20 protein-coding genes are annotated in these 19,257 nt (G+C 73.8%); 12 read left to right on the top strand and 8 right to left on the bottom strand.

The genetic code is table 11. The features are described from left to right. The first annotated feature begins 3 nt into the window (after window positions 1–3). The gene (locus AC5RWQ_RS05790; protein ID WP_494281697.1) at window positions 4–975 is read left to right on the top strand and encodes a DNA polymerase domain-containing protein; all 972 of its coding nucleotides are present in this window, start codon (window positions 4–6) and stop codon (window positions 973–975) included. Window positions 976–979: 4 nt separating this feature from the next. On the opposite strand, the gene AC5RWQ_RS05785 is transcribed toward AC5RWQ_RS05790, so the two are convergent. Then, window positions 980–1,486, bottom strand: a complete 507-nt coding sequence (locus AC5RWQ_RS05785) for an Lrp/AsnC family transcriptional regulator (protein WP_494281696.1) — start codon at window positions 1,484–1,486, stop codon at window positions 980–982. Window positions 1,487–1,558: 72 nt separating this feature from the next. On the opposite strand from AC5RWQ_RS05785, the gene pdhA reads away from it, so the two are divergent. From pdhA to AC5RWQ_RS05760, 5 genes are all read left to right on the top strand, one after another. Then, window positions 1,559–2,767, top strand: coding sequence for a pyruvate dehydrogenase (acetyl-transferring) E1 component subunit alpha (gene pdhA / locus AC5RWQ_RS05780; RefSeq protein ID WP_494282019.1), 1,209 nt, complete (start codon window positions 1,559–1,561; stop codon window positions 2,765–2,767). Beyond that, window positions 2,767–3,783, top strand: a complete 1,017-nt coding sequence (locus tag AC5RWQ_RS05775; protein WP_494281695.1) for an alpha-ketoacid dehydrogenase subunit beta — start codon at window positions 2,767–2,769, stop codon at window positions 3,781–3,783. Before pdhA ends, AC5RWQ_RS05775 begins: the two co-directional genes overlap by 1 nt. Continuing rightward, window positions 3,780–5,201, top strand: coding sequence for a dihydrolipoamide acetyltransferase family protein (locus tag AC5RWQ_RS05770; RefSeq protein WP_494281694.1), 1,422 nt, complete (start codon window positions 3,780–3,782; stop codon window positions 5,199–5,201). Before AC5RWQ_RS05775 ends, AC5RWQ_RS05770 begins: the two co-directional genes overlap by 4 nt. Before the next feature lie 163 nt (window positions 5,202–5,364). Continuing rightward, window positions 5,365–7,044 (top strand): right-handed parallel beta-helix repeat-containing protein, encoded by a 1,680-nt coding sequence (locus AC5RWQ_RS05765; RefSeq protein WP_494281693.1) that lies wholly within the window; start codon window positions 5,365–5,367, stop codon window positions 7,042–7,044. Between the two features lie 184 nt (window positions 7,045–7,228). Then, window positions 7,229–8,503, top strand: a complete 1,275-nt coding sequence (locus AC5RWQ_RS05760) for a L,D-transpeptidase (RefSeq protein ID WP_494281692.1) — start codon at window positions 7,229–7,231, stop codon at window positions 8,501–8,503. Window positions 8,504–8,573: 70 nt separating this feature from the next. Here the strand turns inward: AC5RWQ_RS05760 and AC5RWQ_RS05755 are convergent, their stop codons facing one another. Next, complete coding sequence (locus tag AC5RWQ_RS05755) at window positions 8,574–9,593, bottom strand: SMP-30/gluconolactonase/LRE family protein (RefSeq protein ID WP_494281691.1); 1,020 nt, start codon at window positions 9,591–9,593, stop codon at window positions 8,574–8,576. A 164-nt stretch (window positions 9,594–9,757) separates the two neighbouring features. On the opposite strand from AC5RWQ_RS05755, the gene AC5RWQ_RS05750 reads away from it, so the two are divergent. Beyond that, a complete protein-coding gene (locus AC5RWQ_RS05750; RefSeq protein ID WP_494281690.1) occupies window positions 9,758–10,198 on the top strand; it encodes an STAS domain-containing protein in 441 nt (146 codons plus the stop codon). An 89-nt stretch (window positions 10,199–10,287) separates the two neighbouring features. Here the strand turns inward: AC5RWQ_RS05750 and AC5RWQ_RS05745 are convergent, their stop codons facing one another. Both AC5RWQ_RS05745 and AC5RWQ_RS05740 read right to left on the bottom strand, forming a co-directional pair. Continuing rightward, window positions 10,288–10,665, bottom strand: coding sequence for an FKBP-type peptidyl-prolyl cis-trans isomerase (locus AC5RWQ_RS05745; protein ID WP_494282018.1), 378 nt, complete (start codon window positions 10,663–10,665; stop codon window positions 10,288–10,290). Between the two features lie 155 nt (window positions 10,666–10,820). Next, entirely contained in the window at window positions 10,821–11,381 is a 561-nt protein-coding gene (locus AC5RWQ_RS05740) for a hypothetical protein (protein WP_494281689.1), read from the bottom strand. A gap of 224 nt (window positions 11,382–11,605) precedes the next feature. On the opposite strand from AC5RWQ_RS05740, the gene AC5RWQ_RS05735 reads away from it, so the two are divergent. Next, complete coding sequence (locus AC5RWQ_RS05735) at window positions 11,606–12,304, top strand: CBS domain-containing protein (RefSeq protein ID WP_494281688.1); 699 nt, start codon at window positions 11,606–11,608, stop codon at window positions 12,302–12,304. 148 nt (window positions 12,305–12,452) lie between these two features. On the opposite strand, the gene AC5RWQ_RS05730 is transcribed toward AC5RWQ_RS05735, so the two are convergent. Beyond that, window positions 12,453–12,926 carry a universal stress protein gene (locus AC5RWQ_RS05730; protein WP_494281687.1) on the bottom strand — a complete coding sequence of 158 codons (474 nt, stop codon included), beginning with the start codon at window positions 12,924–12,926 and terminating at the stop codon, window positions 12,453–12,455. Between the two features lie 93 nt (window positions 12,927–13,019). After that, a complete protein-coding gene (locus AC5RWQ_RS05725) occupies window positions 13,020–13,748 on the bottom strand; it encodes a helical backbone metal receptor (RefSeq protein ID WP_494281686.1) in 729 nt (242 codons plus the stop codon). Between the two features lie 134 nt (window positions 13,749–13,882). Between AC5RWQ_RS05725 and AC5RWQ_RS05720 the strand changes: the two genes are divergently transcribed. Both AC5RWQ_RS05720 and AC5RWQ_RS05715 read left to right on the top strand, forming a co-directional pair. Continuing rightward, complete coding sequence (locus AC5RWQ_RS05720) at window positions 13,883–14,512, top strand: nitroreductase family protein (RefSeq protein ID WP_494282017.1); 630 nt, start codon at window positions 13,883–13,885, stop codon at window positions 14,510–14,512. Between the two features lie 67 nt (window positions 14,513–14,579). Continuing rightward, entirely contained in the window at window positions 14,580–15,419 is an 840-nt protein-coding gene (locus AC5RWQ_RS05715) for a phytanoyl-CoA dioxygenase family protein (RefSeq protein WP_494281685.1), read from the top strand. A 22-nt stretch (window positions 15,420–15,441) separates the two neighbouring features. Here AC5RWQ_RS05715 and AC5RWQ_RS05710 read toward each other — a convergent pair whose 3' ends face one another. Further along, window positions 15,442–16,557 carry a DICT sensory domain-containing protein gene (locus AC5RWQ_RS05710; RefSeq protein WP_494281684.1) on the bottom strand — a complete coding sequence of 372 codons (1,116 nt, stop codon included), beginning with the start codon at window positions 16,555–16,557 and terminating at the stop codon, window positions 15,442–15,444. Between the two features lie 140 nt (window positions 16,558–16,697). On the opposite strand from AC5RWQ_RS05710, the gene AC5RWQ_RS05705 reads away from it, so the two are divergent. Then, window positions 16,698–17,576: a hypothetical protein gene (locus tag AC5RWQ_RS05705; RefSeq protein ID WP_494281683.1), complete on the top strand. Its 879-nt coding sequence runs from the start codon at window positions 16,698–16,700 to the stop codon at window positions 17,574–17,576. Window positions 17,577–17,852: 276 nt separating this feature from the next. Here AC5RWQ_RS05705 and AC5RWQ_RS05700 read toward each other — a convergent pair whose 3' ends face one another. Beyond that, on the bottom strand, window positions 17,853–18,101 hold the full coding sequence (locus tag AC5RWQ_RS05700; protein ID WP_494281682.1) for a hypothetical protein: 249 nt from the start codon (window positions 18,099–18,101) through the stop codon (window positions 17,853–17,855). 55 nt (window positions 18,102–18,156) lie between these two features. On the opposite strand from AC5RWQ_RS05700, the gene AC5RWQ_RS05695 reads away from it, so the two are divergent. Next, window positions 18,157–19,194, top strand: a complete 1,038-nt coding sequence (locus tag AC5RWQ_RS05695; RefSeq protein WP_494281681.1) for a hypothetical protein — start codon at window positions 18,157–18,159, stop codon at window positions 19,192–19,194. Window positions 19,195–19,257 lie beyond the last annotated feature (63 nt).

Raw genomic sequence — 19,257 nt, 5'->3', positions numbered from 1 at the left:
GACGTGGCGACGGCGGCCGAGGAGATCCGAGTGGGGGAGCGGCTGGTCCGGGTCTCCAGTCCCGACAAGCCCTACTTCCCCGAGCGCGGCCTCACCAAGTTGGACGTGGTCCGCTATTTCCTGGCGGTCGGCGACGGCATCCTGCGCGCGCTGCGGGACCGCCCGACCATGCTGGAACGCTGGCCGCGCGGGGTGTTCGAGGGCGCGAAGATCGGCACCCGGCAGGACAACCGGGGGGACGCCTTCTACCAGAAACGGCTGCCCGCCGGCGCCCCCGTGTGGGTACGCACCGCGCACATCACCTTCCCCAGCGGGCGGACCGCCGACGAGGTGGCGCCGAGCGAGCTGGCCGTGGTGATCTGGGCGGCCAACCTGGGCACCTTGCGGTTCCACCCCTGGCCGGTGTCCGCGGCCGACGTGGAGCACCCCGACCAGCTCCGCATCGACCTCGACCCGATGCCCGGTGTCGGGTTCGACCAGGTGGTGCCGGTCGCGCACGAGGTGCGGGCCTTCCTCGACGAGCTGGGGCTGGTCGGCTACCCGAAGACCACCGGCGGGCGCGGCCTGCACGTCTACCTGTCGATCGAGCCGAGGTGGAGCTTCGGCGAGTGCCGGCGGGCGGTGCTGGCACTGGGCCTGGAGATGCAGCGCCGGCTGCCGGAGCTGGTCACCACCACCTGGTGGCGGGAGCAGCGGGACAAGCCGGTCTTCGTCGACTACAACCAGATGGCCCGGGACCACACCGTGACCTCGGCGTACTCGATCCGGCCGACGCCGGCCGCGCTGGTCTCCGCGCCGCTGGACTGGTCGGAGCTGGACGACGTACGCCCGGAGGACTTCGACGTGCTGAGCATGCCGGCCCGGTTCGCCGAGCGCGGCGACCCGCACGCCGGGCTGGACGAGCGGCGGTTCTCCCTGGAGCCGCTGCTGGAGCTGGCCGACCGGGAGGGGCTGGAGGCCCCGCCGGAGCGCTGAGGGCTCACTGCCAGGGGCTCTGCGCGCCGTCGAATTCCTCGAAGACCAGCCAGGTACGGGTCGACAGCACCCCGGCGATGCTCTGCACCCGGTTGAGCACCACGTCGCGCAGGGTGGCGTTGTCCGGCGCGCGGACCAGGGCGAGCACGTCGTGTTCGCCGCTGAGCAGCGCGACGTGTTCGATGTAGCGGACCTGGGCCAGCTCCGCCGACACCTCCCGCCAGGTGTTCTGCTCGATGGTCAGCGAGATGTACGCCGAGGTGTCCAGCCCGGCCGGCTCCGGCGCCACCATCGCCCGGAAGCCGGTGATCACACCGTCGCGCAGCAGCCGCTCGACCCGGGCGTACGCGTTGGTGCGCGAGACGTGCACCCGTTCGGCGAGGGTCCGGACGGACATCCGGCCGTCCCGGGTCAGCTCGTGCAGGATCCGCCGGTCCACCTCGTCCAGCGGACCGGCCGAACGTCCCGTTCCGCCGGGCGCGCCCGGGCCCGGGGTGGTCTCCTGGCTCACGTCGTCCTCCTCCGGAGGCCATTCGTCCCACGTTCACCGGGGATCTTGAGTCAATCATCCGACAGCAGGAGCATAGGGCCACCACACGTCCAGGAGGTCCCCGCCGTGACGACCACACCCCAGGCGGTCCGCAGGGCATCCCCGCGCACCGCCCGGCCGGCCACCCCGGCCGCCGCACCCGACCCCACCGGCGGCCTGCTGCCGGCCGCCGAGCCGGTCCGCCTGCTCGACCCGGACGGCACCCCGCTGCCGCCCCGCGACGACTACCCCGAGCCGCCCGTCGAGGCGCTGCGTGAGATGTACCGCCGGATGATCGTCGGTCGTCGCTTCGACGTGCAGGCCACCGCGCTGACCAAGCAGGGCCGGCTCGCCGTCTACCCGTCCGCGCGCGGCCAGGAGGCCTGCCAGGTCGGGGCGGTGCTCGCCGTCGAGGACACCGACTGGGTCTTCCCCACCTACCGGGAGTCGATGGCGCTGGTCAGCCGGGGCATCGACCCGGTCGAGGTGCTCACCCTGCTGCGCGGCGACTGGCACTGCGGCTACGACCCGACGCAGGTGCACACCGCACCGCAGTGCACCCCGCTGGCGACCCAGTGCGTGCACGCCGCCGGCCTCGCCTACGGCGAGGCGTACCAGGGGCGGGACACCGTGGCGCTGGCCTTCATCGGCGACGGCGCCACCAGCGAGGGCGACTTCCACGAGGGGCTCAACTTCGCCGCGGTCTTCAAGGCCCCGGTGGTCTACTTCGTGCAGAACAACAAGTACGCGATCAGCGTCCCGCTGTCCCGGCAGACCGCCGCGCCGAGCCTGGCCTACAAGGGCGTCGGCTACGGGGTGCCCAGTGAGCAGGTCGACGGCAACGATCCGGTGGCCGTGCTCGCCGTGCTCACCCGCGCGGTAGCGCACGCCCGCGCCGGCCACGGCCCCTTCCTGGTGGAGGCGCACACCTACCGGATGGAGGCGCACACCAACGCCGACGACGCCAGCCGCTACCGCGACCCCGACGAGGTGGAGGCGTGGCGGGACCGGGACCCGGTGGCCCGGCTGGAGACGTACCTGCGCAACCGCGGCGCGCTCGACGACTCCGGCGTCGCCGCGATCGCCGAGGAGGCCGAGGCGTACGCCGCCGACCTGCGCGAGCGGATGCACGCCCAGCCCACGGTCGACCCGCTCAGCCTCTTCGACCACGTCTACGCCGAGCCGACCCCGCAGCTGGTCGAGCAGCGCGAGCAGGTCCGCGCCGAGCTGGCCGCCGCCCGCGACGAGGAGGGGGACGCCTGATGGGCACCATGACCATGGCGAAGGCGCTCAACGCCGCGCTCGCCGACGCGATGCTCGACGACGACCGGGTGGTCGTCTTCGGTGAGGACGTCGGGCAGCTCGGCGGCGTCTTCCGGATCACCGACGGGCTCCAGGCCCGGTTCGGCGACAAGCGCTGCTTCGACACCCCGCTCGCCGAGGCCGGCATCGTCGGCTTCGCCGTCGGGCTGGCCATGTCCGGCCTGCGGCCGGTGGTCGAGATGCAGTTCGACGCGTTCGCGTACCCGGCGTTCGAGCAGATCGCCTCGCACGTGGCGAAGCTGCGCAACCGCACCCGGGGCGCGCTGAGCGTGCCGATCGTCATCCGGGTTCCCTACGCCGGCGGCATCGGCGGGGTCGAGCACCACTGTGACTCGTCCGAGGCGTACTACGCGCACACCCCGGGCCTGAAGGTGGTCACCCCGGCGACCGTGGAGGACGCGTACTCCCTGCTGCGCGAGGCGATCGCCGATCCCGACCCGGTCGTCTTCATGGAGCCCAAGAAGCTCTACTTCTCCAGCGCCGAGGCGGAACTGCCTGCGGCCACCGCGCCGTTCGGCACCGCGGTCGTCCGCCGGCCCGGCACCGACGCCACCCTCGTCGCGTACGGCCCGGCGGTGCCGGTCGCCCTCGAAGCCGCCGAGGCCGCCCGCGAGGAGGGCTGGGACCTCGAGGTCGTCGACGTGCGCACCATCGTGCCCTTCGACGACGCCACCGTCGTCGCCTCGGTCCGCAAGACCGGCCGGTGCGTGGTGATCCAGGAGGCGCAGGGCTTCGCCGGCGTCGGCGCGGAGATCGCCGCCCGGGTGCAGGAGCGCTGCTTCCACGCCCTGCACGCCCCGGTGCTGCGGGTGTCCGGCCTGGACATCCCGTACCCGGCGCCGATGCTGGAGCACACCCACCTCCCGTCGGTGGACCGGGTGCTCGACACCGTCGCCCGGCTCCAGTGGGACGACCAGCCGGACACTCGCTGGCTGTCGCAGGGGAGCGCGGCATGACCACGGTGGACGGAACCCGGGTCTTCCTCCTGCCCGACCTGGGCGAGGGGCTGAGCGAGGCGGAGATCGTCGAGTGGCGGGTCGCCGTCGGCGACGTGGTCACGGTGGACCAGAGCGTGGTCGAGGTGGAGACCGCCAAGGCCGTCGTCGACGTGCCCTGCCCGTACGCCGGCCGGGTCGTCACCCTGCACGGCGCGGCGGGCGAGGTCCGTCCGGTCGGTCAGCCGCTGATCACCATCGCGCCGCTCGACGGTGACGAGCCCGCCGGGCACGCCACCTACCGGGAGGAGGAGCGGGCCGGCTCCGGCAACGTCCTCATCGGGTACGGCACCGGGCACGGCGGCTCCGGACGGCGGCGCCGCCGTCCCCGGCTGGCGCTCGCCCCCGAGCCCGGCACCGCCGCGCCCGCCCCGGCCGATGCTCCGGCGCAGCCCGCCCCGGCCGGCGCCCCGGCCGACGCTTCGGCGCAGCCGGCCGCGGCCGGCGTCCCGGGCGCGGGCGCGGCCACCGCCGGCGGGACGGCCCCGCTGGTCATCTCGCCGATCGTCCGCCGGCTGGCCAGGGAACGCGGCGTGGACCTGTCCGCGCTGCGCGGCACCGGCCCCGGCGGGGTGATCCGTCGGGCGGACGTCGAGTCCGCCCCGGACGCCCCGGCCACCCGGCTGGCCGCGGTGCCGGACGAGTCGGCCCCGGCCGCGCACGCCGGGCTCGCCCCGGTCGGCGACCAGGACGTGGTCATCCCGCTCACCGGCATCCGCAAGGTGATCGCCGACAAGCTCTCCCGCAGCCGGCGGGAGATCCCCGAGGTGACCATCTGGGTGGACGTCGACGCCACCGGCCTGCTGGAGACCCGGGCGGCGATCAACGCGGCCACCCCGGACCAGCCGGTCAGCATCCTGGCCCTGCTGGCCCGGATCTGTCTCAGCGGGCTGCGCCGGTTCCCGCAGCTCAACGCCCAGGTCGACACCGAGGGGCAGCGGATCGTCCAGTCGGCCGGGGTGCACCTGGGCATCGCCGCGCAGACCGACCGGGGCCTGCTGGTCCCGGTGCTGCGCGATGCCCAACGGCTCACCACCCGGGAGCTGGCCGCCGCGCTGGCGGAGACCACCGCCGCGGCCCGGGCCGGCACCCTGCCGCCGGGCCGGCTGACCGGAGGCACGTTCACCCTCAACAACTACGGGGTGTTCGGAGTGGACGGTTCCACCCCGATCATCAACCACCCGGAGGCGGCGCTGCTCGGCGTCGGCCGGATCGTGGACAAGCCGTGGGTGCACGACGGGCAGCTCGCGGTCCGCAAGGTGACCCAGCTCAGCCTCACCTTCGACCACCGGGTCTGCGACGGCGGGGTGGCCGGCGGTTTCCTGCGGCACGTGGCCGACTGCGTGGAGCAGCCGGCGCTGCTGGTGGCGAACGTCTGAGCCGTACGGAGTCGGCCACCCCCTGCCGGGGTGGCCGACTCCGGCGGGGATGTCCTCTTCGCCGGCCTGGCAGGACCAGCGCGGGGGCGGGGAGGCGGCGTTTTCCGGTCGATGGGCCGGGAACCCGGCGGGGGCACGACCGGACCGCCGAGAGGAGCACTTCGTGCCCTACCAGGCCCTGCCCGCCGCCGTGCGGTACCACCGGCCGCCCGTGGCCGGCGCGCCACTCTGGTGCGACGCCCACGAGTACGGCCTCACCGGCGACGGGGTGACCAACGACCAGCCGGCGCTCGCCGCCCTGGTCGACCGGCTCGGCGACGGTTACGCCGCCGACGGGCGCGCGCGGGTGATCTGGTGCCCGCCCGGGATCTACTCCATCCGTGACGCCGGCACCGTCTGGCGCAGCGGGGTGTCGCTGATCGGCGCCGGCCCCGCCGCGACGCGGTTCCTGCTCAGCAACGAGGGCAACCGGGCCGACCCCACCCCGCTGGCCTTCTGGACCACCCTCCAGCACGGCGCGGACCGGGACCGGCACATCGCCGACTGCACCTTCGCCGACTTCGAGATCGACGGCTCCGGGGTGGCGATGGCCGAGTACAACTACCTGGCCAAGGGGCTCGGGCTGCAGTACGTGGTGCGGGGTGTCTTCCGCAACCTGTACATCCACCACACCGCCGCCTCCGGGCTGGGCTGCGACTTCCTGCAGGACAGCGTCATCGACGGCGTGGTGGTGGTCGGCTGCGGCCGGCTGGACAACGGCGAGGAGATGGGCGGCGCGGGGATCGGCGTCGGCATCGGCGGCTGGGGGCCGGTCGAGCGGCTGATCATCGCCAACTGCACCGCGCTCGCCAACGGCACCAACGGCATCTTCCTGGAGCTGCAGAAGGAGAACTGGCTCCCGCCGCGCGGATACCGGATCATCGGCTGTCACAGCCAGGGCAACCGGTTCGGCATCTCCGACTGGGGCACCGACGGCCTGATCGTCTCCGGCTGCACGATGACCGGCAACCTGGAGGCCGGCTTCGACGTTTCGGCCAACGGCACCTCTGCGGTGGCCGGGCGCGGCGGCCTGCTGACCGACTGCGTGATCGACGGCAACATCGCCGACGGCGTCAGCATGGGCAACACCCCCGGCCCGTACACCGTGCGCGGCAACCGGATCAGCGGCAACGGCCGGTACGGCTACCACGAGCACAACCTGGGCCGCGGCTACCAGGACCCGGCGCTGGACATCGTGATCGAGAGCAACGAGTTCTGGGGCAACGGGCTCGACGGGATCCGGATCGACCGGCCGATGACCGACGCCGTGGTGCTCAACAACCGGATCCGCAACAACGGCCGGCAGTGCGGCGACGCCGCCACCGGGGGCGGCGCGACGGTCCGGTACAGCGACAAGGCGCTGGTGGACCGGTCGGCGAACTGGCCCCCGGACGGCCACCGGGGCAAGGTGCTTCGGGTCGGCCAGCGGGTCGCCGTGGTGGCGGCCAACACGGCCACCGAGCTGACTCTCGCGCCGGTGCGCCCCGACGCGTTCAGCGCCTGGAGCGGGGACACCCCGCTGCCGGGTACCCGCTACGAGTTGCCGCCCGTGCCGGACTGCCGGGCCGGGCTCGTGATCAATGCCCCCTTCGACTCCGCGACGGTGCGCGGCAACCGGATCTGGGACAACCACGACGAGCGCACCCAGACCCACGGGCTCTGGATCACCGACCGGGGCAGCTGCGTGGACTGCCGGGTGGAGGAGAACGACCTCGCCGGCAACGCCGAGGGGGCCGTCCGCCTGGACACCCCGCCGGTCGGCGGCCGCTGGGATCGCAACCACGGCGACCCGGACTGGGACTGACCGGTCGCGCGGGTACGGCCGGTACCAGGCCCGCCGATCGGGGACGTCCACCCCGTGGCCGCCCTCGGCAGCACAGCAATGACCAAAGGCCCGACGGTTTCCGAGTATTTCCCGCGAAAGTGCGCCACGCCCCGAGAAGCGCCGTACAGAATGTGGCCAAGGGACTGAAAACGGGGGGCTGAATATGGACGTGAGGCGGCGATTGACGCTATTGGCGGTAACCTTCGCAGCCACACCGTTGATCCTCGGTGGGTGCACCGCCGAGGGGAAGCCGGGCACCGGTTCGGGGCACGCGCGGGCCGCGGCCGCCCCCACGCTGGCGGTGACTCCCGCCGACCGGACGAAGGACGTACCGGTGAGCGCGGAGGTGGGCACCAGCGTGTCGGGCGGCCGGATCAGCAGTGTGAAGCTCATCGACGACAAGGGGAAACAGGTCGCCGGGGAGCCCCGGGAGGACGGCACCAGCTGGGTGCCGGCCACCCCGCTGGAGAACGGCCGGACGTACACCGCGGAGGTGACCGCGACCGGCGACAAGGGGCGTACCACCGTCGGGCGGACGACCTTCACCACATCGCCCAAATCCACCAGACAGGCGATAAAGAGCACGCTGTATTTCACCGGAAAAGAGACGTACGGCACCGCAATGCCGGTGACCGTAGCATTCGATCCGCCAATTCCGAAGGAGGCCCGGGCGGCCGTTCAACGGCGATTGTTCGTGAAGACCGACCCGCCGCAGCCGGGCGCCTGGTCGTGGGTGGAGGACGGCAAGCAGGTCGAATACCGGGCGCCCGACTTCTGGAAGTCCGGCACGAAGATCAGCGTGCGGAGCGCTCTGGAGGGGCTGCCGATCGGCAAGGACGCCATCGGCGACGCCGACCACGCCGCTGCCTCGAAGATCGGCCGGCAGGTCTCGCTCGACATCGACAACGCCACCAAGCAGATGTCGGTCTACCAGGACGGCAAACTGCTCCGCAAGATCCCGGTGAGTCTCGGCAAGTCGAGCACCCCGACCTCCAGCGGCAAGATGGTGATCATGGAGAAGCACGACTACACCACGTTCGACACCCGGGGTGACCCGAACGGCGGCTACGTGGTCGACGTGGAGGATGCCCAGCGGCTCACCTGGGGCGGCGAGTTCATCCACGCCGCGCCGTGGTCGGAAGGGGATCAGGGCAACATCAACGTCTCGCACGGCTGCACCAACGTGTCGGCGACGGCGGCGGACTGGCTGATGGGCATCACCAAGGTCGGTGACCTGGTCACCGTCAAGGGCACCGAGGTGCAGTTGGACCAGGGCAACGGCTGGACCGCCTGGAACGTCAGCTGGGACCAGTTCGTCAAGGGCAGCGCGCTGCCCGTGCCGCCGGGTCTGAGGCCCGCGCCCACCACCAGCCCGGTGAACCCGGGCGCGGTGGCCGGGGGGTCGCCGGCGCCGGCGCCGTCGGTCACCGGCGGCTGAGACAGACAGGGGAGGAACGGCCGGTACGACCGGTCCGCCGTCGGGCGGGCCGGTCGCGGTCGTGTCCGGCTCAGGTCAGGTCGACCCGGGCGATCCCGGTGCCGATCAGGCTGCCCAGCCAGAGCCGCTCGCCGTGCTGCCGCACGCCGGTGATCATCCAGTACGCCCCGCCGGGGCCGTGCAGCGTCCGCAGCACCCGCCCCTCGCCGTCGACCAGGGCGACCAGCCCGTACTTCTGCGGTTGTGGGCGGACCGCGTCGGGAAGCAGCGCCACCAGCTGGCGCAACCTCGGGTGCGGCAGCAGCCGCTCGACCACCGGCAGCCGCGGGCTGGGCAGGGCGATCCAGTACGTCCCGTCGCCGACCGCGGCGAGGTTGTCCGGGTACGCCGGCAGGTCGGTGAGCACGGTGGCCTTCCCGCTCGGCAGCTCCACCCGGAGCAGCCGGTGGGTGCTCGTCTCGACCAGCATCAGCGCCGACTCGTCCGGGGTCAGCGCGATCCCGTTCGGGAAGTAGAGCCCGTCGGCCACCACCTCGGTGCGCGCGCTGCCCGGGTCGTACGCCAGCACCCGCCCGTTGGGCCGGTGTTCGAGCAGGTCGTGCTTCCAGTGCGACAGCGGGAAGCGGTCGGAGGAGTCGGTGAAGTAGACGGTGCCGTCGCGGGCCACGGTGGCGTTGTCGGCGAGGTGCACCTGCGGGGCGGTGCCGGTCAGCTCCCGGACCGCCCCGTCGGGGGTGACCCGGAGCAGCCCCCGGTACGCGTCGCAGACCAGCAGGCTGCCGTCGCGCGGGTCGAGCTCGATGCCGAGCGGCCGGCCGCCGGTCTCGGCGAGCAGTTGGGGATGTGTGCCGGCGGGCGCGTCGGCCGGCCACCACCAGAGCCGGCCGTCCTCGTCGCCGCTGACCACCCGGCCGTCCGGGTCGATCAGCACGTCCTCGGGCCCGTGCGCGCCGGGAGGCAGCGGCAGCACCTCGGCCCGGTCGAGGCGGTGGTCGTCGGGGGCCCAGACGCCCTCCAGCGGCGGCGGGACGGTGGCCGCCTCCTTGACCGGACGGATCAGGCGGGGCGGGCGCTGGCGGGGTACGACCATCCGCTCATTGTCACCCGCCGATCCCGGTCGCGTCGCCCCCACCGCGTGTCGCGCGGGTCGACCCCGAGGACCACCCCGGGTCTGCTCGGGGGTGACCCTGGACGTACCCGGAACCGGCCCTCGGCAGGGCGGAAATGTCGGTGGCGACGACTAGGTTCGTCGGCATGGGACAGTGCGGTGACCGCTTCCACGTGCAGCTCAGCGTGGCTGACGACGCGGTCGAGGTGCGGGCGGTCGGCGAGATCGACATCGCCACGGTCGGCGCCTTCCGCGCCGCGCTCTGGGCCGCGCCTGCCCGGCCGGTGCTCCGGGTCGACCTCTCCGGCGTCCGGCTGTTCTCCGCCGCCGGGGTGCGCGCGCTGGTCACCGCGCACCTGCGGGTCCGGGCGCGCGGTGGCGAGCTGGTCGTCGTCGACCCCGGTCCGATGGTCGCCCGGGTGCTGCGGGCCACCGGCCTGCACCGGGTCATTCCCGTCCGGGAACGCGTGCCCGGCGGGCCCGAGGCGTCATCGGTGCCTTGGCCGTCCCTCGCGCCCGGGGCCCCGGTCCAGCGGGTGCCGTGCCTCGCCGGTGCGCCGATGGCGCTGGCGGTTGCCTGCTCCTGAGCCTGCCGCGCGGGCGATCGCCGCAGCCCCCGCCCTGCCGGCCGGCCGTGGCGCGGGGCCGCTGGCACCGCCGGCGGCCCCGCCACCGGTCAGCGGACGCCGAGCAGGTCGACGACGAAGACCAGCGTCTCGTTCGGCTTGATGACGCCGCCGGCGCCGCGGGCGCCGTACCCCAGGTGCGGCGGGATGGTCAGCCGGCGACGACCGCCGACCTTCATGCCCACGACGCACTGGTCCCAGCCGGCGATGACCTGGCCGCCGCCGAGCGGGAACTCGAAGCTCTCGCCCCGGTTCCACGACGCGTCGAACTCGCGGCCGGTGGAGTGGGACACCCCGACGTAGTGCACGCTCGCGAGCTGGCCCGGCTTGGCCTCCGGGCCGTCGCCGACGGTGATGTCCTCGATGACGAGGTCGGCCGGGGGAGCGCCCTCGATCGGGCCGATCTCGGGCTTGCCTGCCTGGGGCATGTTCATCTGCTGATCTCCTGCCGTTCTGGCTCGATCGTCCGGTCACCGTCGATCCTGCCCGATAGCGACGGGCCGATACCCGGCAGTCCCCGCACCGGGCCGGGACACGCCGGAGGGGCGCCACCTGCCGGTGGCGCCCCTCCGATCGGGTGTCGTCACTTGAGCCAGCCGAACTTCCGGACGATGGGGAGGTTCGCCCAGGCCCGACCGAGGCCGAAGGTGTTGCCCGCGCCGACGAGGGCGAGACCGGTCAGCACCGCGGCGTAGATCAGGTGGTCGTCCATGAAGAGGTTGTTCTCGGGAGGCAGGACGGCGGTCCACATGAGCACCAGCAGCAGGCCACCGGCGGCGGCCGCGAGCCGCATCCCGATGCCGAGCAGCAGGGCCACGCCGATGCCGGCCAGGCCGATCATGAACAGCCAGTCGGCCCAGGTCGCGCCGGCGATGTCGTTGTAGATGCCCTTGAACGGGCCGGCCGCGCCGAAGGTCAGGAAGCCCTTGGTGGGGCTGCCGCCGTTGATCCAGGCGTTCTTCGACTCGGTCTCGTGGCCGAGGCCGAAGGCCTTGTCCAGGAAGGCCCAGAGGAAGGTCCAGCCCAGAGCGATCCGGGTGCCGGCCCAGATGTACCGGGTGGCGCGCTCACGGGGGGTCTCGGCCGCCGGAGCGATGGTGTTGGCGGTGGCGTTCCGCTCAATTGTCGCGGTCATGATCTCCACGTCCCTTCTCTGCCTGGCACCGCGCTTCTCGGTGGCACCTTCATTCCACTCCCGACAGCCGTCGTCGGGCAGGGCCGACCGGGCCGTCCTGGGCCGGGACCTAAGGCCCCTCACGGGGGCGTCCGAGCGGGACCTTCGGCCCGTCCCGGAACGGTCCGCCGCCTCTGACCTGCGCGGGTGGGCCGCCATAGCGTCGAGCGTGAAGATCCGCCGAGGAGGTCGTGATGAGGACGTGGCAGGTTGGCGACGTGATGACGAGGGACGTCGCGACGGTGGGGGAGGAGACCCCGTACCGGCAGATCGTGGACGTGCTGATCCGGCGGGGCGTCAGCGCCGTGCCGGTGGTGGACGGGTTCCGCCGGGTGCTCGGCGTGGTGTCCGAGGCGGACCTGCTGCACAAGGTGGAGCGCGCCGGTCACCCCGACGAGCGGCGCGTCTTCGAGGGCCGGCGGCGCCGGGCGGCCCGGGAGAAGGCCGACGCACTGGTGGCGAAGGAGCTGATGACCGCCCCCGCGGTCACCACGTACCCGGAGTCGCCGCTGCCGGCCGCGGCCCGGCTGATGGACCGCGAGGCGGTCAAAAGGCTGCCGGTCCTCGACGACCTCGGTCGGCTGGTCGGCATCGTCACCCGCAGCGACCTGCTCCGGGTCCACCTGCGCAGCGACGCGGAGATCCGCGAGGACGTGGTGCAGGAGGTGCTGCGTCGGGTGCTCGCCGTGCGGGACGGCCTGGTCACCGTGCAGGTCCGCGACGGCGACGTCGTCCTGGCCGGCCGGCTGGACCGACGCACCGCGGCCGAGCTGGCGGTCCGGTTGGCCGGGCAGGTCAGCGGCGTCGTCCGGGTGACCAGCACGATCGGCTACGACGTGGACGACACCACCCTGGTGGAGCTGGAGCCCGGGCAGGTCACCCCGGTCGCCTGAGCGCCAGCCGCCGACGGCCCCGTCCGGAAGGGACGGGGCCGGTCGCGCGCCGGGAGGTCGACCCGCGCCGACCGCGCCGCAGGCCGCCGGGCACATGCGAGAGCGGCCGCCCCGCTCAGGGGGCGGCCGCCGGTCCGGACGGTTGGGGTCAGGCTCGCAGGGCGGGCTCGCTGGACACCCGGGCGGCCGGCGCCGGCACCGGAATCACCACCACCGGGCAGGACGCCCGGCGGACGCACTCCTCGCTCACCGAGCCGAGCACGGTGTGCCGCAGCCGGTTGTGCCCGTGACTGCCCAGCACCAGCAGGTCGGCGGTCCGGGCGGCCGCGGTGAGCACCTCCGCCGCTGGCCCCTCGACAACCTCGCCCGCCACCGTCCGGCCGGGGCCCTTGCGGGCGAGCAGGCCCCGCAGTTCGTCGTCGAGCACGCTGGTCGCGCGGTCCCGTTCGTCCACCGGTGCGACCGCGTCCTGCGGGCCGAACTCGATCCGGTCCCAGCGCCAGGCGACGACGGCCTGCACCGCGCCGCCCCGGGCCGCCGCCTCGTCGACCGCCCAGTCCAGCGCCCGCCGGCCGCCGTCGGAGCCGTCCACACCTACCACGATCAGTCGGTTGGTCTCCATCACCCGCTCCTCTCGTCCTTCCTCGCAGTCCACCCGCTCCAGGCGGCGGGCAACAGGCGCGAAGGGCCCGGTGGAGGCGGGTCGTTCGCCCCCTCAGGCGGGACGGGTCACCGGTCGGGCGAGCTGCCCGGCCAGCAGCGCGGGCGCCTCGGCCAGCGACGGGCCGTACCAGGTGAGGTGGCGGCCGGAGACCAGCGCGCAGGGCGTGCCGGGGAAGGCCTCCGGGCCATCGTCGGCGGTGAAGGCGTACGGCTCGTCCGGCAGCACCATCAGGTCGGGCCGCCGGGCGCGCAGCGCCTCGAGGTGGGGGCGGGGGTAGCGCTCCGGGTCGTCGGCGTAGACGTTGTCGATCCCGAGCCGGCGCAGCACGTCCCCGGCGAAGGTGTCGGCGCCCAGCACCACCCAGGGCCGGCGCCACACCGGCACCACGGCCCGGCGGCGCACGGGCGGCGTCACCATGGTGTCCCAGGCGCGGCGGGCGGCGCGCAGCCAGGCGGGTTCGCCGGTGACGCCGAGCGCACCGAGCAGGTCGGCCAGTTCGCCGAGCGCCTCCGGTACGGTGCGCGGATAGGTGACCCGGACCGGGACCCCGGCGGCGGCCAGCGCGTCGGCGTCCTCGCGGCGGTTCTCCTCGACGTTGAGCAGCACCAGGTCCGGCCGCAGGGCCAGCACCCGTTCCAGGTCCGGGTACTTGCTGCCGCCGACCCGGGCGACGTCCAGCCCGGCCGGGTGGGTGCACCAGTCGGTCGCCCCGACCAGCACCTCCGGCACGGTCACCGCGACCGCCTCGGTCAGCGACGGCACCAGCGACACGACGCGCACGGCGTACCCCCATTCTGGAGCCCGGGTGGCGGCCGGGTCCACCCCCCATGATCGCCCGTCCGGTGGCCGGTCCCGCCGCCGGGACCCACAATGACCGGGTGTCTGCGAATCCCGCCTCCCCGCCCGCCCGGCCGGTGCCCGAGTACGGCGTCGCCGCCGACGAGGCGTTGCCCCGGTGCCGCGCCTTCGCCGACTCGCTGGTGCGGCGGCGCAGCGTCCGGGAGTTCAGCGACCGGCCGCTGCCGGAGGGGGTGCTGGAGCAGGCGCTGCGGGCGGCGGCGAGCGCGCCCAGCGGGGCCAACGTGCAGCCCTGGCGGTTCGTGGTGGTCACCGATCCGCGGCTCAAGCGGCGGCTGCGGGCGGCGGCGGAGGCGGAGGAGCAGGTCTTCTACGAACGCCGGGCGCCGGAGGAGTGGCTCTCCGCGCTGTCCGCGCTCGGCACCGACGCGAGCAAGCCGTTCCTGGAGACCGCGCCGGCGGTGATCGTGGTCTTCGAGGTGCACCGCGGGCCGCGTTCGCCCCGGCCCTACTACGTCAAGGAGTCGGTGGGCATCGCGGTGGGCTTCCTGCTGGCCGCGCTGCACCAGGCGGGCCTGGCCACCCTCACCCACACCCCGAGCCCGATGCGGTTCCTCAACGAACTGCTCGACCGGCCGGCTGAGGAGCGCGGCAACCTGATCATCCCGGTCGGCTATCCGGCCGGCGGCGCGACCGTCCCGGACCTGGCCCGCAAGCCCTCCTCCGAGGTGGTCGTCTGGCATTGAGCGGCATCTCTTGCCCGCCGTGTACAACGTTGTAATATTCGGGCGTCCGTCGTGCGAGGGAGGACCGATGAGCGCCGACACCACCACCGTCGACCCGGCCGAGACCCCGGTGGAGGCGCTCGGTGACCTCTACCGGGACGGCATCACCGCGTGCCGGGGCGCCTTCGCCGTCGACTGGGTCGACCGGGTCGCCGAGGACGTCGACGCCGCCTTCCGCGAGGCGCGGTCCCGGCCGGGCGGCGCCGTCGGGCGCGGACCGGAACGCTGGTATGTGGAGATCCACCCCGAGCAGTTGCGCGGCTTCCCCGACCTGGTGACCCACCCCTGGGTGGTGGCCGTCTGCCGGGCGGTGCTCGGCCCGGACTACGTGATCGTCGAGCTGGGCTTCGACATCCCGTTCCCCGGCGCCGCCATGCAGCCCTGGCACCGGGACTTCCCGATGCCGGAGGAGACCCGGCGGCAGCGCCGGCTGACCTCGCTGGCGTTCAACCTGACCACGGTCGACACGGTCGAGGAGATGGGCCCCTTCGAGATCGCCCCGGGCACCCAGTGGGACGACGGCACGGACTTCGACCACGAGATGTTCCCGCCGAAGGAGCGCTACCCCCGCTACGAGCAGCGGGCCGTCCGCAAGTACCCGCGGCGCGGCGACATCTCGGCCCGGTCCGCGCTGACCGTCCACCGTGGCACCCCGAACGTGTCCGCGCTGGCCCGGCCGGTCCTGGTGCTCGGCGTGGACGCGCCCGGCGCCGGCAACGCCGAGCGGCACGACATGGCCGTCACCCGGGGCTACTGGGAGCGGCTGCCCGAGCTGCCCCGGGCGCACCTGCGCTGCCCGGTCGTCGACGAGCTGGCGCCGACCCGCCAGAAGCACACCATCGAGGGCCTGGTGATGGGCGCCGCCTGAACCGGCGCCCGCCCCGTCCCACTCAGTGTGGGCCGGCGGTCGCCGTGGCGGCCTCCCGGGCGACCGTGGCCACCGGCACGCCCTCCCGCGCCGCCCACTCCACCGCGTGCCGGACGTCCGCCACCGGCAGTGGCCGCCGGTCGGTCACCGTCACGGCCGCGTGCACCGCGAACGCCACGAAGGGGTACGACCGGGCCAGGCCGGCGACCGAGGCGTGCACCTGGCCGGCCACGGCGAGCGCCTGTTCCTCGGTCAGCGCGGGCAGCACCAGCAGGTACTCGTCCGGGGCGAGGCGTACCGCCCGGTCGACCGTACGCAGCGGCGCGGTGATCGCGGCGAGCACCGCCTGCGCCTCGCGGGCCGCGCTGCGCCGGCCGAAGCGCTCCGGCGTGCCGGTCGGCTCGGCCACCCGTACGCCGACCAGCGCCACCGGCAGGGTGCCGGAGGCGGTCGTCCCGTCCATCCCGGTCCACCGGCGCAGCGCCGGCTCGTCCACCAACGCCTGTGGTGCCTCGCCGTCGGCGCCGCCGGAGGGCGCGGCCGTCCGGTGGGCGCGCTCGGCCCGGTCGGCCATCAACCGCAGGGCCGCCTCCGCGCGGCTCTCACCGGGGGTGGACGGCAGATCCCGCACCCGGACCAGCACCTGATCGATCGCGCTCAGCGCGGCGGCCGGGAGGCGGTCGGCGAGCATCGTCCGCAGCCGGATCGCCTCGTGCAGGGCCTCGTCCCGGCGGAACCCCCAGCGGCCGTCGAAGAGCCGACCCGCCTCCAGGGTGGCGGCGACCTCGACCTCGCGCCGGTCCCGGGCCACCAGGGCCGCACCGAAGCGGGGCGTCAGCGCCACCACGCTCCACTCCCGGGCCAGCTCCTCGTCGTCGTGCAGCGCCACCCCGTACGCGCCGGCGGGCAGCTCCGACGGCGCCTCGCCGACCAGGCCGACCACGGTCACCGCGGCGCCCGCGGCGATCCGCTCGTAGCGGGCCCGCTCCCGGAGGAAGTACGGCATCCGCTGGAACAGCGCGATGACCACCAGCGGCCCGTCCTCGGCGGTGGCCAGCGCCGCCCGCTCGATGGCGTGCGAGACCGTCACGAGGCTCCGCTTGGTGAACAGCTCCGGATCCGGTCCGTTGTGCAGCACCCCGTGAGCCTAGAGAAAACGGCCGGACCGCGCACCCGGCGACCGTTGCCACCGGCCCGGCCGCACCGGCGAGGCGGCGGCCGTCATCGTGGTCCTAGACTCGGTCGACCGACCGACGCACGGATGGACCTGACCCGACGATGACGCGTACCAGCAGCGACGACGCGGCCCGACCGCAGTCGGGCCCGGCCGGGGCAGCGCCGCTGTTCGTCCGCGCCGGCCAGGCGGTGCACGCCGGCGGACGGCTCGGTGACCTGGTGCCGCGCCGCCCCGAGGGGATCACCGGCAACCAGTGGGGTGCGGCCGTGCGTACCCAGTTCGACCTCGTCGTCCGTCCGGCCGACGGCGGACCGCCGCTGTTCGCGACGGCGATCGGCCCGGCGTACCCGGCCGGCTCCGCGGGGCAGCGCGCCGAGCGGGCCCGGGACGCCGTCTGCGCCGCGGTCGGCCTGCCGGTGCTGCGGATCGAGTCGCCGATCCTGCGGCCCGCCGCACACGGCCGGCGGATCGTCGAGTACGTCATCGACGCGCGCTCCTACGCCGCTGCGGCACCTGAGCCGGCGGCCGACCCGGACGACGCCCCGGTGGACTTCCGCGACATCGTCGGCCGGTTGCCGGACGGGCGGACGGGCCACGTCAACGACCTCGGCGCGCTGTCCCGGGCCGCGGCGGTCGAGGCGTACGTGTCCCGGCGGCTGAGCGACCCGATCGTGCGCGGGCTGCACGTCCGCTGGTCGGACGGCGCCGCCGAGGGCTGGAGCTGGGTCGAGGTGCGCCCCGGTCAGTGCCTGGTCGAGCGGGTGACCGTCCGCGAACAGCGCTTCCGGTGCGGGGTGGACCCGGCCCGGTTGGCCGAGGACCTCGCCGCGGTGGCCGTGGGCGACCGGCTGCGCCTGCCGGAGTCCGAGGAGCCGGTGCTGGTGGAACGGGACGCGCTCCGCCGGGAGATCCGCGCGTTGCGCGACCGGCGCGACGAACTCGCCGGCGGGTTCGCGTTCGACCACCTCTGCGTCGACTGAGGCCGACCGGCCCGCGGACAGGCACCGGACGTCGCCGCGCCGTCACCGTCGGTCCTTTCCGGGCCGGGGCCCGAACTCGCGGCTGAATCTCCCGATCCCCTTTGAACCATCGCCCGCGGCGCTCCGTACCTAAGCGGGAATGGGCAGGATCTTCCAGCCGCGCCACCCGACGCGGCGGACGGTGCGGAAAGGGCATCGTCGGCCATCGACGTGCGACCGGAACGTCGCAGTGATCCCGACGGGGCGTCCACCCCGAATTTCGTCGACCCGCCGGAATCACACCTGGTACCGGATCGAGAAGGAGAGCAATTCGATGCGCAGGTCCACACGGGCGCGCCGGTCATCCGGTAACGCGCGGAGCAAGCGACTGCTGGCGGCGGTCGGCGCGCTCGCGGTCTTCGGCGGAATCGCCGCCGTGACCCAGATCTCGTCGGCCCACGAGAATTCGACGAGGACCCGTAGCGTCGCGTCGGCCTGTGTGGCACCGAGCCCGGGCGCCACGTCGCCGAGCGGCCGGGGCAGCACGACCCGGACGTGGCAGAACGGTCGGTGGGTCCGCAACCACTGGGGCGACGGCCAGATGTCGGTCGCCGAGTGCCAGGCGGTCAAGTCGGGCAACGCCCCGGTGAACACCCTCGGCTCGGCGGTGAACTGCCCGGACGTGGTCAGCAAGCTTCCGCAGGTGCCGGATCAGGCCCGTGCCGAGGTGGACCGGAACCTCGCCCTGCTGCAGAAGCAGATCGATGAGGCCAACCGCAGGCTCGCCGCGGAGGGCCGCAACGGGCAGGACTTCATCAACAACGCGATCCTGCGTCCGCTGGCGGACAAGCGGCGCGCGACTTTGAACCGGATCGCCACTGCGATCGACCGGGTGGCGCAGCGGCCCCAGGGCCTGGACCAGCTGGCGCAATGCAGCCTCGCCGCCAACAACAACGGCGGCCAGCAGGACGGCGGTCAGCAGGACGGCGGCCAGAACGGCGGCCAGCAGGACGGCGGTCAGCAGAATGGTGGCCAGGACAATGGCGGCCAGAATGGCGGCAACAACGCCGGCGGGAACAACAACGGCAACGCCCTCGGCGTGCTCGCCAAGGACTGCGGCAACAGCAAGCTCCAGCCGCACGACGGTTTCCAGAATGGCAACCGGTGTGTCAGCACCGCTTTCGGTGAGGTCGGTGCCGCCGCCAACAACCCGTCCCTGCTGATCACCCAGTTCCCGAACCAGTTGCAGCGCAACCAGGCATTCACGCTGCGGGTCTCCACCCGGAACCTGATCCGCGACCGGTTCCTCGCCGCCGGTCAGGGCGGCTACTACGTGGAGAGCTCGCTGCTGAACGACCAAGGGCTGGTCCGGGGTCACTTCCACACCGCGTGCCGGATGCTGCAGACCACCGAGGAGGCGCCGTCGAACCCGCAGGACGTGCCGGCGTTCTTCGTCGCGACCGAGGACGGTGGCGGTGGTGGGCAGGCCGACCAGGTGACGATCCAGATCCCCGGTCTGCCGCAGTCGGGCCTCGCGCAGTGCGCGGTCTGGGCCGGTGACGGCTCGCACCGGATCCCGATGATGGAGCGGGCGAACCAGACTCCCGCCTTCGACGCGGTGCGCATCGAGGTCAACTGAGCAGGCGCACGTGACGGCCGTGGGCCGCTCGGGGAGGACCCGGGCGCCCACGGCCGTACGCAC

The organism is Micromonospora sp. BS32 (assembly GCF_059089345.1).
The sequence above is the reverse complement of the archived record's forward strand: the minus strand, read 5'-3'. Positions and strand labels throughout refer to the sequence as shown.

Coding starts and splice junctions, on each gene's coding strand:
- AC5RWQ_RS05775 (WP_494281695.1), top strand. CDS start 2,767: ATGGGCACCATGACCATGGCGAAGGCGCTCAACGCCGCGCTCGCCGAC.
- AC5RWQ_RS05770 (WP_494281694.1), top strand. CDS start 3,780: ATGACCACGGTGGACGGAACCCGGGTCTTCCTCCTGCCCGACCTGGGC.
- AC5RWQ_RS05760 (WP_494281692.1), top strand. CDS start 7,229: ATGGACGTGAGGCGGCGATTGACGCTATTGGCGGTAACCTTCGCAGCC.
- AC5RWQ_RS05755 (WP_494281691.1), bottom strand. CDS start 9,593: ATGGTCGTACCCCGCCAGCGCCCGCCCCGCCTGATCCGTCCGGTCAAG.
- AC5RWQ_RS05750 (WP_494281690.1), top strand. CDS start 9,758: ATGGGACAGTGCGGTGACCGCTTCCACGTGCAGCTCAGCGTGGCTGAC.
- AC5RWQ_RS05745 (WP_494282018.1), bottom strand. CDS start 10,665: ATGCCCCAGGCAGGCAAGCCCGAGATCGGCCCGATCGAGGGCGCTCCC.
- AC5RWQ_RS05735 (WP_494281688.1), top strand. CDS start 11,606: ATGAGGACGTGGCAGGTTGGCGACGTGATGACGAGGGACGTCGCGACG.
- AC5RWQ_RS05730 (WP_494281687.1), bottom strand. CDS start 12,926: ATGGAGACCAACCGACTGATCGTGGTAGGTGTGGACGGCTCCGACGGC.
- AC5RWQ_RS05715 (WP_494281685.1), top strand. CDS start 14,580: ATGAGCGCCGACACCACCACCGTCGACCCGGCCGAGACCCCGGTGGAG.
- AC5RWQ_RS05705 (WP_494281683.1), top strand. CDS start 16,698: ATGACGCGTACCAGCAGCGACGACGCGGCCCGACCGCAGTCGGGCCCG.
- AC5RWQ_RS05695 (WP_494281681.1), top strand. CDS start 18,157: ATGTCGGTCGCCGAGTGCCAGGCGGTCAAGTCGGGCAACGCCCCGGTG.